Here is a 13,199-nt window from a genome sequence, read left to right on the forward strand (position 1 = left end):
TCAGGCCCAGCCCGGCCGGACCACGCCCGACTCGTACGCGACGACCACCAGCTGCGCCCGGTCGCGGGCCCCGACCTTCGCCATCGCCCGCAGCACGTGGGTCTTGACGGTGAGTGGCGACAGGAACATACGAGCGCCGATCTCGTCGTTGGACAGCCCTTCCGCGACGAGCGTGAGCACCTCACGCTCGCGTGGCGTCAGGTCGGTCAGGCCCGGTACCTCTGCCACCTCACGGGTCGCGCGCGCGACGGTCGCGAGCAGCCGACGTGTCACCGTCGGCGAGAGCAGCGCGTCACCGGCCGCGACCACCCGCACCGCGCGCAGCAGGTCCGCGGGCTCGGTGTCCTTCACGAGGAACCCCGACGCTCCCCCACGGATCGCCTCGGCGACGTACTCGTCGAGCTCGAACGTGGTCACCACAACCACCCGCACCCCGCCCGTGCGGGGGTCCTCGATGATCCGCCGGGTCGCTGTCAGGCCGTCACCGCCGGGCATCCGTATGTCCATGAGGACGACGTCCGGCAGAAGCTCGGTCGCGAGCCGGACTGCATCGTCGCCCGTCGCTGCCTCGCCGACGACGGTCAGGTCCGCCTCGGCATCGATGAGCGCTCGAAACCCACCCCGCACGAGCGCCTGGTCGTCGGCGAGCAGCACCCGGATCACGAGTCCACCACCGGGATCTCGAGGCGCACGCGGAAGCCGTCAGGCCCCGGCTCGACCAGCAGGGCGCCACCGACGGCCGCGGCACGCTCGCGCATGCCGCGCAGCCCGTACCCCTCGACGAGCATGCTCACCGGCGGCCCGTCATCGTTGACCTCGAGCACGACCGGTCGACCGCCATCCAGCCTCACCTGGACGGACGCGCCCGGGGCGTGCCGCCGGACGTTCGTCAGCGCCTCCTGCAGCGTCCGGTGCAGCACGGGCGCGACCAGGGGCGGAACCGGCGTCTCCAGGCCCTCGGCGCGAACGGTGAGGCCGTCGGCACGCGCCCGGTCGACGAGGCGCACCAGACCACCTGCGGGGCTCTTCGGTGCCTGGTCGTCCGGCCCGCCGTCCGCGCGGAGCACTCCCAGGACATCACGGACCTCGTCGAGCGCGTCGCGGCTGGCATCGCGGATCTCGACGAGCGCTCGTCGGGCGGCGCCGGGCTCGCGGTCCATGAGGTGCAGACCGACACCGGCCTGCACCGTGATCCCCGACAGCGAGTGGGCGAGCACGTCGTGCAGCTCACGTGCGATGCGGAGCCGCTCCGCCACGACGGCCGACTCCTCGCGTGACGCCCGTGCCGCCCGCAGTGCCTGGAGCCGTTCCCCTCGACCGCGGGCACCCTCCCCGAGGAGCATCGCGGCAGCGAGCCCGGTGATGGTGAGGGTCGCGTAGATCCCGTTGAGCCCGTCGGGTCGGACGGCAAGGGCGCCCACCGCGAGGGCTCCGACCGTCCCCGACCCCCACGACAACGCGCGACGACGGGTGGCCCCCAGGGCCACGACCACGAAGCCGAGCGGCACCATCGCCGGACCTGGCCCGTACCCCAGCGCCAGGTAGCTCACCGGTCCGATGACCGACACGGATGCTGCGAGCGCGGCTGCCCGCCCGCCACGCACGGCCAGCACGAGCCCGGTGGGGGCCAGCAGCAGGAGCAGCGCCGCGACCGCGTCGAACGACCTGGCCGACGCCTGCCACGCACTGACCGCAGCACAGCCGAGGATCGTCACCAGCGCCAGGAAGGTCGCCGGAACCACGATCCATGTCGACCGGCCGCGGCCCCACGGTGGTCCGGTCCACGGCGCGGGCGTCATCCGCCCACCGTAGCCACGGTCCACCCGCCGCCACGTCGTCCGCACGGAGTGCTGGGCCGCTCCGCTTGGAGGACTAGGTGCGGCGTCGCGCCACGCGGACGAGCAGGCCACCGCCGAGCACCAGTGCGAGGGTGATCACGACCAGAGGCCCCGGTGTGGCGCCGGTGGCCGCGATCGTCCCACCGCCGCCTGCGACCGTGCCGGGCGCCGGGCCGGGGCCGGGGCCGGGTGCCGGGCCGGGTTGCGGCACGCCGGGCGTGGGCGGTTCCGTCGGGGTTGCGGCGCTCACCACCACGGTGACGGTCGTGGACGAGCACAGGTCGGGGGCCGTCGTCGCGCAGATCGAGTAGGTGAAGGTGTCCGTGCCCGTGAACCCGGCACGCGGCACGTAGTCCGCGATGCTGCCGGTGAACGTCACCGTCCCGTTGGTAGGCATCCGTCCCGCCGGACCTGCAGGTATCGGTGGCGCGACGAGACCTGCGTCGTTGGTCGCGACGTCGACCTGGACGGCGGTCCCCGCGGTGGTCTGCACGCTGTCCGGCGCAGCGACCGGGTAGACCTCCACGTCCACCCGCGCGGTCGCGCACAGCTGGGGGACGCCGTCGTCACACCCGTACACGCCGTACTGGTCGCGTCCGGCGTACGAGCCGGCAGGCGAGTACCTGGTCGAGCCGCCGGGGGCGACCAGCTCGGTGCCCGTCCGCGGCGGGATGCCGGACTGCGTGCTGACGTTGTCGTCGTTGGGGTCGTCGACGGTAAGGAGCCCGGTCGCCGGGATGCCGGTCGTCGTGACCAGGAGGAGCGGCGCGATCGTCGGCGGGTCGTTGCGCACCAGGACGGTGACGGTGACGACCGCGGTGTCGCAGAACGTGGGTTGCGTCGGCGAGCAGATCCGGTACCCGAACGCGTCCCCGCCGGTGAACCCCGCGACGGGTGTGTAGGTGGCCGACCCGGTCGCCGGGTCGAGGACGACCGTCCCGTTCGTCGGCGGGGTCACGGTGGTCGCGTCGAGGGGTGCCCCATCGGTGTCGTTCGCGACGACGGGCACGGTCACGGGGACGCTCACGAACGTCTGCGCGAGGTCGTCGGTGGCGACCGGCCGGACGTTGATCGTGACGAGGCCGTCGTCGCACAGGGACCCGGACCCGTTGTCGCACGCCTGGTAGGTGAACGTGTCCACGCCCGCGAAGTCGGGCTCCGACCAGTACTGGAACTCACCGCTCGGGGCCAGGCCGACGGTGCCACGCGCCGGCGGCGTCAGCAGCGAGAAGGTGAGCACCTGCCCGGCGTCGGGATCGGTCGCCTTCACCGTCCCGAGCACGAGCATGCCCGTCGTCGTGTCACGGACGAGGTCACCGGCTGCAGGGGGGACGTTGGCAGGCGGCGGAGCACCGACCACCTCGGTGGTCACCCGGCTCGACTGTGCACTCCCGTCGTTGTTGGACGGCGCGGGGTCCGCGGTGGTCGACGTGCTGCTCACCACGTTGACGAGCGTGGCGGGCGGTGCCGCCGTCACGACACCCGAGTACTTGAGCGACAGGCGCACTCCCGGGGGCAACGTCGCGAGCTGCCAGGTCAGAGCGCCACCGACGACCGTCCCGTTGGTCGACGCCGGGTCGAGGGCGAAGCCGACCGGCAGCGTGTCGCTGACCACCACGTCCCTCGCGGCGTCGGGCCCCTGGTTGGTCACCAGGATCTCGTACGTCACCGTGCCACCCTGCAGGGCTTTGGCCGGACCCGTCTTGAAGGCCGCCACGTCGGCGCCGGGAACCTCGCCCGGCAGTGCGCAACCCGCCGGCGGGCTGCCGGCCTCGACTGTCGTGCGGACCACGTTCTCGACCGTGCCGGTCTGCTCGTCGAACACCTGCCCCGGCGGCGCGACGGACTGCACGCGGATGGGGTCGTTGGCGGAGTCGCCGACGAACGCCCCCTGGACGCTCGTCGGGCCCGAGAACTGGTACCCACCGAAGCCCCCGACGGAGCCGTCGTCCGTCAGCGTGGAGGCAGTCAGCACGCCTGCGCCCGACTGACGCCAGCCGCCGTTGTTGAGGAAGGTGACGGCTGCCGTGACGGTCCCGGCGTTCTCCGAGGCGGAGCCGTTGTTGAGCAGGCTCCCGGCCGTGCTCAACGTGCAGGTGTTCTGCAGGACGCCGGACCCGTTGACCGTGAGCAAGGAACCGAACGTCACGACCCCCGAGTTGTCCAAGGTCCCGTCGACCGTCGCCGAACCGGCGACGTGCAGGGTGCCCGCGTTCTCCAGACGCACCGCAGAGTTGACGCCGAGGGCTCCCTGGACCTCGAACGCGCCCTCGTTGCGGAAGGCGCCGCCGCCCGGCGCGAACGAGCTCTCGACCACGAGACGGGCGCCGGGGTGGACGCGCACGTCGACGCTGCCGTTGGCGCCCAGTGCGTCGAAGCGAGCCGTCCCCTCGAGGTCCAACGAGAACCCGGCGCCGACCACGACCGGGGCGAAGTCGAGGGCACCCCCGGTGGCCACGACGAGCGCCCCCGCCGCGTTGTTCATGTAGAAGCCGTACAGGGTCGCCCCTGGCCCGATGCAGAGGGTCCCGCCCTGCGGGAGCGCGTCGATACCGCCGCTGAAGTCGGCGGCCACGAGGACGACCTCGCCCGGACGCACCGAGATCGAGCGTTCGGACTGACTTGCCACGCGGTCCGGGGCGCTGCACTGCGACGCGAAGTCCGCGCGGGCGACCGGCGCCGGGACGAGGACCGAGACGGCGACGGTCAGCACGGCAGCGAAGATCGCAACCCCTGGTCGCAGGATCGATCCTCGACTCATACCACCCGTCCGAGTCCGGCAGCTCTCCTGTCACGCTACCCGATCGGACATCCGGGACAGATCACCTCATAGGTCGTACTCGACGACGACCGGCGCGTGGTCGGAGAAGCGCTCGGCGTAGGTGGGCGCCCGGTCGACCGTCGCACTGACGGCCGCATCGGCCAGGTCGGGTGTCGCCAGCTGGTAGTCGATGCGCCAGCCGGCGTCGTTGTCGAAGGCCTGGCCGCGCCACGACCACCACGTGTACGGTCCCGGCCCTTCCCCGCCGAGCTCGCGGCCGAGGTCGCGCCAGCCGAGGTCGTCGAACCAACGGTCGAGGTAGGCGCGCTCGCGCGGGAGGAACCCCGCGTGCTTGAGGTTCCCCTTCCAGTTCTTGAGGTCGACCTCGCGGTGAGCGATGTTCAGGTCCCCGGCGACGACGGCGTACCCGCCGCCCTCGGCGATCTCGGCCAGACGCGAGGTCACGTGGTCGAGGAACTCGTACTTCGCGTCCAACGACGGCGTACCGGCGGTCGCGGAGTGCTGGTAGGTCGACACGACCGTCAGGGTCCGTGCCGGTGCGCCCTCGTGCGCAGCCAGCGCCAGCTCCGCTTCCACCCAGCGCCCCGAGTCGCCGGTGACGCCCGTCTTGAGCCCGATCCGCACGGCGTTCATCGGCAGCCGCGACGCGATGGCGACACCGGCCCGGCCGGCCTTCTCGCTCGCCTCGTGCGCGAGGTGCCACTCACCGGGCGGCAGGTGGTCGGCCAGGATCTCGTCGGACGCACGGACCTCCTGCAGGAGCACCACGTCGGGCTTGCGCGCCTCGAGCCACGCACCCATCCCCCGCTTGTAGGCGGCCCGGATCCCGTTGACGTTCACGCTCGCGATGGTCAGCACCGGACCATCCAAGCATCGCCCGAGGACACCGATCGACGGCTACCCGGCGTACGCGGCCTCGAGCGTCGCGAGGTCGAGCTTGACCATGGACAGGAGCGCCGCCATCACGCGAGCCGTGCCCTCCGGGTCGGCGCCCTCGCCCATCCAGCGCTCCAGGTCTGCGGGTGTGACCTGCCACGACACGCCGAACCGGTCCTTCAGCCACCCGCACTGCGACTCCACGCCACCGTCGGCGAGCAGCGCCGACCAGTAGTGGTCGATCTCGTCCTGGGTCCGGCAGTCGACGACGAACGAGAACGCGTCGTCCAGCGTGAGCACGGGCCCGCCGTTGAGGAACGTGACGGGCATGCCGTCGAGCGTGAGCTCCACGATGAACGCCGCACCCTCGGCCACCCCCGGCGTCCCCGCAGGTGCGCGCACGACCGACCGGATCGCCGTGTTGGGGATGACCGAGACGTAGAAGCGGGCGGCATCCTCGGCCTGGTCGTCGAACCACAGGTGCGGACGGACGATACCCATCATCGGCTCCTTCGGCGGCGGGGACGGCGTCACGCCCCGACAGCCGCGAGGGCTGCCGGGGCGTGACGGTGTCTCAGGCTCCGAGCAGTCGTTCTGCGGTGTCGACGACGTTGCTCAACAGCATGGCGCGCGTCATCGGACCCACGCCACCCGGGTTGGGTGACACCCAGGAGGCGACCTCGCGCACGCCCGGGTCCACGTCGCCGACGACTCGGCTCTTGCCGGTCTCCGCGTCCACCGACCGCGAGACGCCGACGTCGATCACGACGGCGCCGGGCTTGACGATGTCCGCCGTGATGATCCCCGGCACGCCGGCGGCCGCCACGATCACGTCCGCGTTCCGGGTGTGCTCCGCGAGGTCGTCGGTGCCCGTGTGGGTGAGGGTCACGGTCGCGTTGATCTCCCGGCGCGTGAGCAGCAGCCCGATCGAACGGCCGACCGTCACGCCCCGACCGACGACGACGACGTCCGCACCGTGCAGGTCGATGTCGTGCCGCAGCATCAGGTCGATGATCCCGCGCGGGGTGCACGGCAGCGGAGACGTGACCGGCTCGTTGACCCGCAGCACCAGGCGTCCGAGGTTGGTCGGGTGGAGGCCGTCGGCGTCCTTGTCGGGGTCGACCAGCTCGAGCACCCGGTTGGTGTCGATGCCCTTGGGCAGCGGGAGCTGCACGATGAACCCCGTACAGGTGGGGTCCTCGTTGAGCCGCCGGACCGCCGCCTCGATCTCGTCCTGCGTCGCCGTGGCGGGCAGGTCCTCACGGATCGAGGCGATGCCCACCTCGGCGCAGTCCTTGTGCTTGCCGGCCACGTACCACTGCGACCCCGGGTCGTCGCCGACCAGGAGCGTGCCCAGGCCAGGCCGGACCCCGCGGGTGGCCAGTGCGGCCACCCGCTCGGTCAGCTCGGCCTTGATCCGCTTCGCGGTGGCGGTCCCGTCGAGAAGCTGGGCCGTCATCAGTACTGCTGCAGGCCGTCGTAGAGCGGGAAGGAGTCGGTGAGCTTGAGGACGCGGGCCTTGAGCGCGTCGAGGTCCGTCGAGGCACCGTTGATCAGGGCGTTCGCGATGATGTCCGCGACCTCCGTGAACTCGGCGTCGCCGAAGCCACGCGACGCGAGCGCCGGCGTGCCGATGCGCAGACCCGACGTGACGCGCGGGGGGCGCGGGTCGAAGGGCACCGCGTTGCGGTTGACCGTGATGCCGGCCGAGTGCAGGAGGTCCTCGGCCTGCTGGCCGTCGAGGTCCGAGTGCCGCAGGTCGACGAGCACCAGGTGCACGTCCGTACCGCCCGTGAGGACCGAGACACCGGCCTTGGCGACGTCGGGCGCGGAGAGCCGCTCGGCGATGAGCCGGGCACCGTCCAGCGTGCGCTGCTGGCGGTCCTTGAACTCGTCGGTGCCGGCGACCTTGAACGCGACGGCCTTGGCGGCGATCACGTGCATGAGCGGGCCACCCTGCTGACCCGGGAAGACGGCCGAGTCGATCTTCTTGGCGTACTCCTCGCGGCTCAGGATGAAGCCGGAGCGCGGGCCGCCGATCGTCTTGTGCACCGTGCTGGAGACGACGTCGGAGTGCGGCACGGGGCTCGGGTGCAGACCGGCCGCGACCAGTCCGGCGAAGTGCGCCATGTCCACCCAGAGCTTTGCGCCGACCTCGTCGGCGATCGACCGGAAGGCCGCGAAGTCGAGGTGCCGCGGGTAGGCGGACCAGCCGCCGATGATCACGTCGGGCCGCTGCTCCAGAGCCTTCTCCCGGACCACGTCCATGTCGACGAGGAAGGTGTCCGGGTCCACGCCGTAGGCGCCGACCTGGTACAGCTTGCCGGAGAAGTTGATCTTCATGCCGTGCGTGAGGTGGCCGCCGTGGGCCAGCTCGAGGCCGAGGATCTTGTCGCCCGCGTTGATCAGGGCGTGCAGCACGGCCGCGTTGGCGGTGGCACCCGAGTGCGGCTGGACGTTCGCGTGCTCGGCGCCGAACAGGGACTTGGCGCGGTCGATCGCGATGTTCTCGGCGATGTCGACCTGCTCGCAGCCGCCGTAGTAGCGGCGGCCCGGGTAGCCCTCGGCGTACTTGTTGGTCAGCACGGAGCCCTGCGCCTGCAGGACGGCACGGGGCACGAAGTTCTCGCTCGCGATCATCTCGAGCGTGCCCTGCTGGCGAGCCAGCTCACCGTCGAGGACGGCGGCGATCTCGGGGTCGAGCTCGGAGATGTTCTGGTCGAGGATCGGGGTGTTGCTCATGGCACTCCCTGGCAGTCAGCGCGCACGGTGTCACCGCGCACTCGGTAGTCGGACCGGTGGGGTGACCGGGGGCCCAGGCGTCCGACCCATGGTCTGCTGCTGCTGCGTCGCTCCCCGGTGGTGACCCACCCGTTTCGCCAGTCGCGACGCCGCACAGACTAGCAAGCGGAACGCCGAGTGGGGAGCGGTCGATCGTGGGACGGTCGGCGGCGCGACGAGCTGCGCCTGTGCACAACCGTGACCCGAGAGCGTGCGATCTCCGTACCGTCCCCCCACGGCACCGACCGCCAGCCGAGGAGCACACATGACCCAGGCCCACGCCACCAGCACCACCACCCGCCCCGACGAGGACCAACCTGTCCCGGCCCGTCGTCGGCGGTCCCTGCCGCGACCGGCGTGGCGCCTCACGGGGCTGGTCGGCGTCGCAGCGCTGGCCGTCGCGGGCGTCCTAACGCTGGCCGGCCACGATGGCTCGGCACCCGTCGACGAACGCGCGGTCAGGTCGGTCGTCGTGGACGCCGCCGAGCCAGTCCATTCCGACGACGACATCGTGACCACTGCGTGCTTCAGCTATCGCGTGCCCGAAGGCCTGGAGCTCGACCGGCAGTCTGCGGGCTGCTCGACGGCGGTCGGCTTCGGATCTGACAGCCTCACCCAGATACAGGTACGGGCGCAGACGGGCGACCTCGGAACCGATCGCGGCGATCTCGCCGCCGCGGTTCGCCAGTCGCTCGTCGACGCGGGTGTCGACGGCGTCGACGTCGACGTCCTGACGGTCGACGGGCGCGACGCGGCCCGGTTGCGCTCCGTCGACTCGTGGGGGATTCGCCGCACGTCGTACGTCGTCCCTCTGCCCCCGGGCCGGTTCACGCAAGCGGGCAAGGATCTCGGGAGCATCTGGCTGACCGGCCCCTCGTCGCCGGAGTTCGACGCCTGGATGGCGACCGTCCTCGGCTCCCTGGAGATCCCCGGCGACTGAGCTGCAGGTCAGCCTTCGGAGCCGTCGCCGAGGATCTTGCGCAGGTAGGCGTACGTCAGGTCGCCGGCCGTCTGGTCGTGCTGGTGCTTGTAGCCGTGCTTGGCGTAGAGGGCGATGTTCTGCACGGAGTCGCGTCCGGTGAACACCCAGACCTCCTCGATGCCGTCGGGCAGGAACGGCAGGATCGCCATGAGCATCTGGGTGCCGAAGCCCTGGCCCTGGAGATCAGGGGCCACGGCGAACCGGCCGAGCGTCGCCTTCGAGCCCTCGATGAGCACGCGGATGGAGCCGACGAGACGGTTCCCGTACCAGCCGCCGAGCGTGATGACGCCGTCTGCCTGGAGGTCGGCCTGCAGCTCGCCGAGGGTCTGCGTCAGTGGCGGGATGTGCGGGTCGCCGTACTGCTGGGCCTCGGTGACGAACGCGGCGCGACGGAGCGTCAGCAGCTCCCCGGCGTCATCGAGGGTCACGGAACGGATGTCGAGGTCGGCCGTGGTCATGTCGCCCATCGTGTCAGCCGATCACGGCGACCACTACTCTCGGGACTCGTGTCCTCCGCCACGATCGAGCCGACCCACTGGGTGCTCTCCCTGTCCTGCCCCGACCGGCCCGGCATCGTCCACGCCGTCGCCGGGCTGCTGGCCGAGCTCGGCGGCAACATCACCGAGTCCCAGCAGTTCGGGGACCCGCTGTCGGGCCTGTTCTTCATGCGCGTGCAGGTCACCGCGTCAGCGCCGCGCGAGGCCCTCACCGCAGCCCTCGAGTCCCTGGGCGACGAGTTCGGCATGCAGTGGTCCCTCGACGTCGTGGGCCGGCCGATGCGGACGCTCGTCATGGGCTCCACAGCGGCGCACTGCCTGAACGACCTCGCGTTCCGCCAGCGGTCGGAGAACCTTCCCGTCGACCTCGTCGCCGTCGTCTCCAACCACACCGCCCTCGAGCCGCTGGCCGGGTTCTACGGGATCCCGTTCCACCACGTGCCCGTCACCGCAGCGACGAAGGCGCAGGCCGAGGCCCGCCTTCTCGAGCTCGTCGCGGAGCTCGACGTCGAGCTCGTCGTCCTCGCGCGGTACATGCAGATCCTGTCCGACGACCTGTGCCGAGCGTTGCAGGGCCGCGTGATCAACATCCACCACTCGTTCCTCCCGTCGTTCAAGGGCGCCCGACCGTACGCGCAGGCGCACGACCGCGGGGTCAAGCTGATCGGGGCCACCGCGCACTACGTGACGGGCGACCTCGACGAGGGCCCGATCATCGAGCAGGACGTCGAGCGGGTGGACCACTCCCGCGCGGTCGAGGACCTGGTCGCTCTCGGTCAGGACGTAGAGCGTCGGGCACTCGCACGGGCCGTCCGCTGGCACGCCGAGCACCGCGTCCTGCTCGACGGCCACCGAACCATCGTCTTCAAGTAGCTCCGCCGTGAGGCGGCAGGTCACGGCCCACCGTCGACCGACTCCACAGCGCTCCCCGGCACGGTTTCACCTGCGGCTGTACGGGTGAATCACACCGCGCCCGGCGCGGACCTCACGGCGGCCCATACGGGCTTGACCTGCTGTCTAGCCTTGGGGAGCCCAGATCACGATGTGGCGAAGCATTCGGTCAGTTCATTGACTTCGACGGCGAATCAGCCGATGGAATGCCATGCGGATCGTTCTGGGCGTGTCGCCGGGCCTGCGACGATCGCTCCCGTCTCGTCGGGCGGCGGATCAGTCCGCTGCCGTTCGGGTCACTCGGCGAGCATCACCTCTTTCACCAACGGCAAAGAAGGCGTAGGAAACACATGCGTACAGGACGCAAGTTCACAGCGGTGGCCGCCGGGATCGCAGTAGCGACCCTCGCGCTGGCAGCCTGCTCGGGGAACGACGGCGACTCCTCCGGCGGTGGCGACACTGGTGACGCCGCCCAGGCTGAGGTCTTCACCTGGTGGGCCGACGGTTCCGAGAAGGCCGGCCTCGACGCGCTCGTGACCGTGTTCAACCAGCAGTTCCCCGACACCGAGTTCGTGAACGGTGCGATCGCCGGTGGCGCCGGTTCGGCTGCCAAGGAGCTGCTGCAGACCCGCCTGCAGAGCAACAACCCGCCGGACACGTTCCAGGCGCACGCCGGAGCCGAGCTCACCGACTACATCAAGGCCGGCCAGGTCCAGGACGTCTCGAACCTGTACGACGAGTTCGGTCTGCGCGACTCCTTCCCGAAGGACCTGGTGGACCGGCTCACGGTCAACGGCAAGATCTACTCGGTCCCCTCGAACATCCACCGCGCCAACGTCGTCTGGGCCAACCCTGAGGTGCTCAAGGGCGCAGGGCTGGACCCGGCCGCCACCTACGCCACGTTGGACGACTGGTTCGCTGCCATGGACGCCGTCAAGGAGAACACCGGCCTGACGCCGCTGTCGATCGCGACGACCTGGACGCAGATCAACCTGCTGGAGACCGTCCTGCTGTCCGACCTGGGCGCCGACGCCTACACGGGTCTGTGGAACGGGAAGACCGACTGGCAGGGCCCCGAGGTCACCAAGGCGCTGACCGACTTCGGCAGGGCGATCAGCTACACCAACGAGGACCGTGACGGCCTCGAGTGGCCGGACGCCACGCAGCAGATCATCGACGGCACCGCGGCGTTCAACGTCATGGGCGACTGGGCCGCGGCGGCGTTCGACGGGGCCGGCAAGCAGGCACCCACCGACTACGTCTACTTCCCGGTGCCCGGCACCGACGGCGTCTTCGACTTCCTGGCCGACTCCTTCACGCTGCCCGTGAACGCCCCGCACCCCGCCGGCGCGAAGAACTGGCTGAGCACGATCGGCTCGCTCGAGGGTCAGGTCGCGTTCAACAAGGCCAAGGGCTCGATCCCGGCCCGCACCGACGCCAACCCGGCAGACTTCTCGGCCTACCAGCAGACGGCCATCACGTCGTTCGGCCAGGACACCATCGTGTCCTCGCTCGCGCACGGTGCCGCTGCCCCGGGAGCGTGGGTGAGCGCGATCAGTGACGCCACGGTGAACTTCACGACCGGCGTCTCGGACCTCGAGACGTTCCAGACGGAGCTCGTCGACGCGTGGCTGGCCAACGTGGGCTGACACGCCGACCACCAAGAAGAGGGCCTCCCGACGCTGCGTCGGGAGGCCCTCTTCTTGTCGGCTCAGCGGAAGGCGGCCATCCGGCGCACCATCTCGTCGTCCGGTGAGGTCGCACCCGTGATCGCGGCGAGGATCGACTCGTAGCTCGCGGTCGCGGCGTCGAACGACCCGTTGTTCCTGCCGTGCCGCAGCACGACGATGCGGTCGGACACGGCCCGCACGTCGTTCATGTTGTGGCTGATGAGGATGACGCCGTGGCCCAGCTCGCGCAGTCGCTCGATGTAGGTGAGCACCTCGGCGGTCTGGGCGACCGAGAGTGCGGCGGTGGGCTCGTCGAGCACGACGAGCCGCGGCGACCCGATGAGAGTCCGGGCGATCGCGACCGCCTGACGCTGACCCGCCGACAGCTCCGACAGCGGGGTGCGCACCGACGGGATCCGGCTGGTCAGGTCCAGCAGGAGGCGCCGGGCCACCTGCTCCATCTGACCGTCGTCGAGCAGTCCGCCGTCGGTGAGCTCGCGCCCGAGGAAGATGTTCGACGTCACGTCGAGGTTCCCGCACAGGGCAAGGTCCTGGAACACGGTCGCGATGCCCAGGGTGTGCGCAGCCGAAGGTGAGGCGATCGTCTGGGCGTCACCGTCGATCTCGATGAGCCCCGAGTCAGGCTGCAGGACCCCGGAGATGACCTTCGCCAGGGTGGACTTCCCCGCACCGTTGTCGCCGACGAGCGCGACGACCTGGTGGGCGTAAACGTCGAGGTCGACACCGACGAGAGCTTCCACGGCCCCGAACCGCTTGGTGATCTGCCGGAGCGAGAGCAGCGGCACGCGACTTGCGATCATGTTGTCACCTGCTCCCCTTTGGGCACGTGGTAGGACGTAGTGAAGACCCGTTACGCATGCG

12 protein-coding genes and 1 riboswitch are annotated in these 13,199 nt (G+C 70.8%); of the genes, 3 read left to right on the top strand and 9 right to left on the bottom strand.

Annotation, left to right across the window (positions count from 1 at the left end; all coding sequences use genetic code 11):
* The 7 genes from N553_RS0100850 to glyA all read right to left on the bottom strand — a co-directional run bounded on the left by N553_RS0100850 (window position 1) and on the right by glyA (window position 8,238).
* A complete protein-coding gene (locus N553_RS0100850) occupies window positions 1-663 on the bottom strand; it encodes a response regulator transcription factor (protein WP_028044961.1) in 663 nt (220 codons plus the stop codon).
* Entirely contained in the window at window positions 660-1,799 is a 1,140-nt protein-coding gene (locus N553_RS23990) for a sensor histidine kinase (protein WP_156043647.1), read from the bottom strand. The genes N553_RS0100850 and N553_RS23990 overlap by 4 nt, the downstream gene beginning before the upstream one ends.
* 73 nt (window positions 1,800-1,872) lie before the next feature.
* A complete protein-coding gene (locus tag N553_RS0100860) occupies window positions 1,873-4,599 on the bottom strand; it encodes an Ig-like domain-containing protein (protein ID WP_156043648.1) in 2,727 nt (908 codons plus the stop codon).
* A gap of 66 nt (window positions 4,600-4,665) precedes the next feature.
* Window positions 4,666-5,478 carry an exodeoxyribonuclease III gene (locus tag N553_RS0100865; protein ID WP_028044963.1) on the bottom strand — a complete coding sequence of 271 codons (813 nt, stop codon included), beginning with the start codon at window positions 5,476-5,478 and terminating at the stop codon, window positions 4,666-4,668.
* A 39-nt stretch (window positions 5,479-5,517) separates the two neighbouring features.
* Window positions 5,518-5,997, bottom strand: a complete 480-nt coding sequence (locus N553_RS0100870; protein ID WP_028044964.1) for a VOC family protein — start codon at window positions 5,995-5,997, stop codon at window positions 5,518-5,520.
* Between the two features lie 73 nt (window positions 5,998-6,070).
* Window positions 6,071-6,955, bottom strand: a complete 885-nt coding sequence (locus N553_RS0100875; RefSeq protein WP_028044965.1) for a bifunctional methylenetetrahydrofolate dehydrogenase/methenyltetrahydrofolate cyclohydrolase — start codon at window positions 6,953-6,955, stop codon at window positions 6,071-6,073.
* On the bottom strand, window positions 6,955-8,238 hold the full coding sequence (glyA, locus tag N553_RS0100880; protein WP_028044966.1) for a serine hydroxymethyltransferase: 1,284 nt from the start codon (window positions 8,236-8,238) through the stop codon (window positions 6,955-6,957). The genes N553_RS0100875 and glyA overlap by 1 nt, the downstream gene beginning before the upstream one ends.
* Window positions 8,239-8,302: 64 nt before the next feature.
* Window positions 8,303-8,393, bottom strand: a riboswitch (ZMP/ZTP riboswitch).
* A 149-nt stretch (window positions 8,394-8,542) separates the two neighbouring features.
* Here glyA and N553_RS0100885 point away from each other — a divergent pair.
* Window positions 8,543-9,217 (top strand): hypothetical protein, encoded by a 675-nt coding sequence (locus N553_RS0100885; RefSeq protein ID WP_028044967.1) that lies wholly within the window; start codon window positions 8,543-8,545, stop codon window positions 9,215-9,217.
* 8 nt (window positions 9,218-9,225) lie between these two features.
* On the opposite strand, the gene N553_RS0100890 is transcribed toward N553_RS0100885, so the two are convergent.
* Window positions 9,226-9,717 (bottom strand): GNAT family N-acetyltransferase, encoded by a 492-nt coding sequence (locus tag N553_RS0100890; RefSeq protein ID WP_028044968.1) that lies wholly within the window; start codon window positions 9,715-9,717, stop codon window positions 9,226-9,228.
* A gap of 48 nt (window positions 9,718-9,765) precedes the next feature.
* Between N553_RS0100890 and purU the strand changes: the two genes are divergently transcribed.
* Together purU and N553_RS0100900 are read left to right on the top strand one after the other, a co-directional pair.
* Window positions 9,766-10,629 carry a formyltetrahydrofolate deformylase gene (purU, locus tag N553_RS0100895; RefSeq protein ID WP_028044969.1) on the top strand — a complete coding sequence of 288 codons (864 nt, stop codon included), beginning with the start codon at window positions 9,766-9,768 and terminating at the stop codon, window positions 10,627-10,629.
* Window positions 10,630-10,997: 368 nt separating this feature from the next.
* Window positions 10,998-12,296 (top strand): ABC transporter substrate-binding protein, encoded by a 1,299-nt coding sequence (locus N553_RS0100900; RefSeq protein ID WP_028044970.1) that lies wholly within the window; start codon window positions 10,998-11,000, stop codon window positions 12,294-12,296.
* Window positions 12,297-12,358: 62 nt separating this feature from the next.
* Here the strand turns inward: N553_RS0100900 and N553_RS20470 are convergent, their stop codons facing one another.
* Entirely contained in the window at window positions 12,359-13,138 is a 780-nt protein-coding gene (locus tag N553_RS20470; protein ID WP_051639728.1) for an ATP-binding cassette domain-containing protein, read from the bottom strand.
* Window positions 13,139-13,199: the final 61 nt, after the last annotated feature.

It is taken from the genome of Cellulomonas sp. URHE0023 (assembly GCF_000688475.1).
Taxonomy (GTDB): Bacteria; Actinomycetota; Actinomycetes; order Actinomycetales; family Cellulomonadaceae; genus Cellulomonas.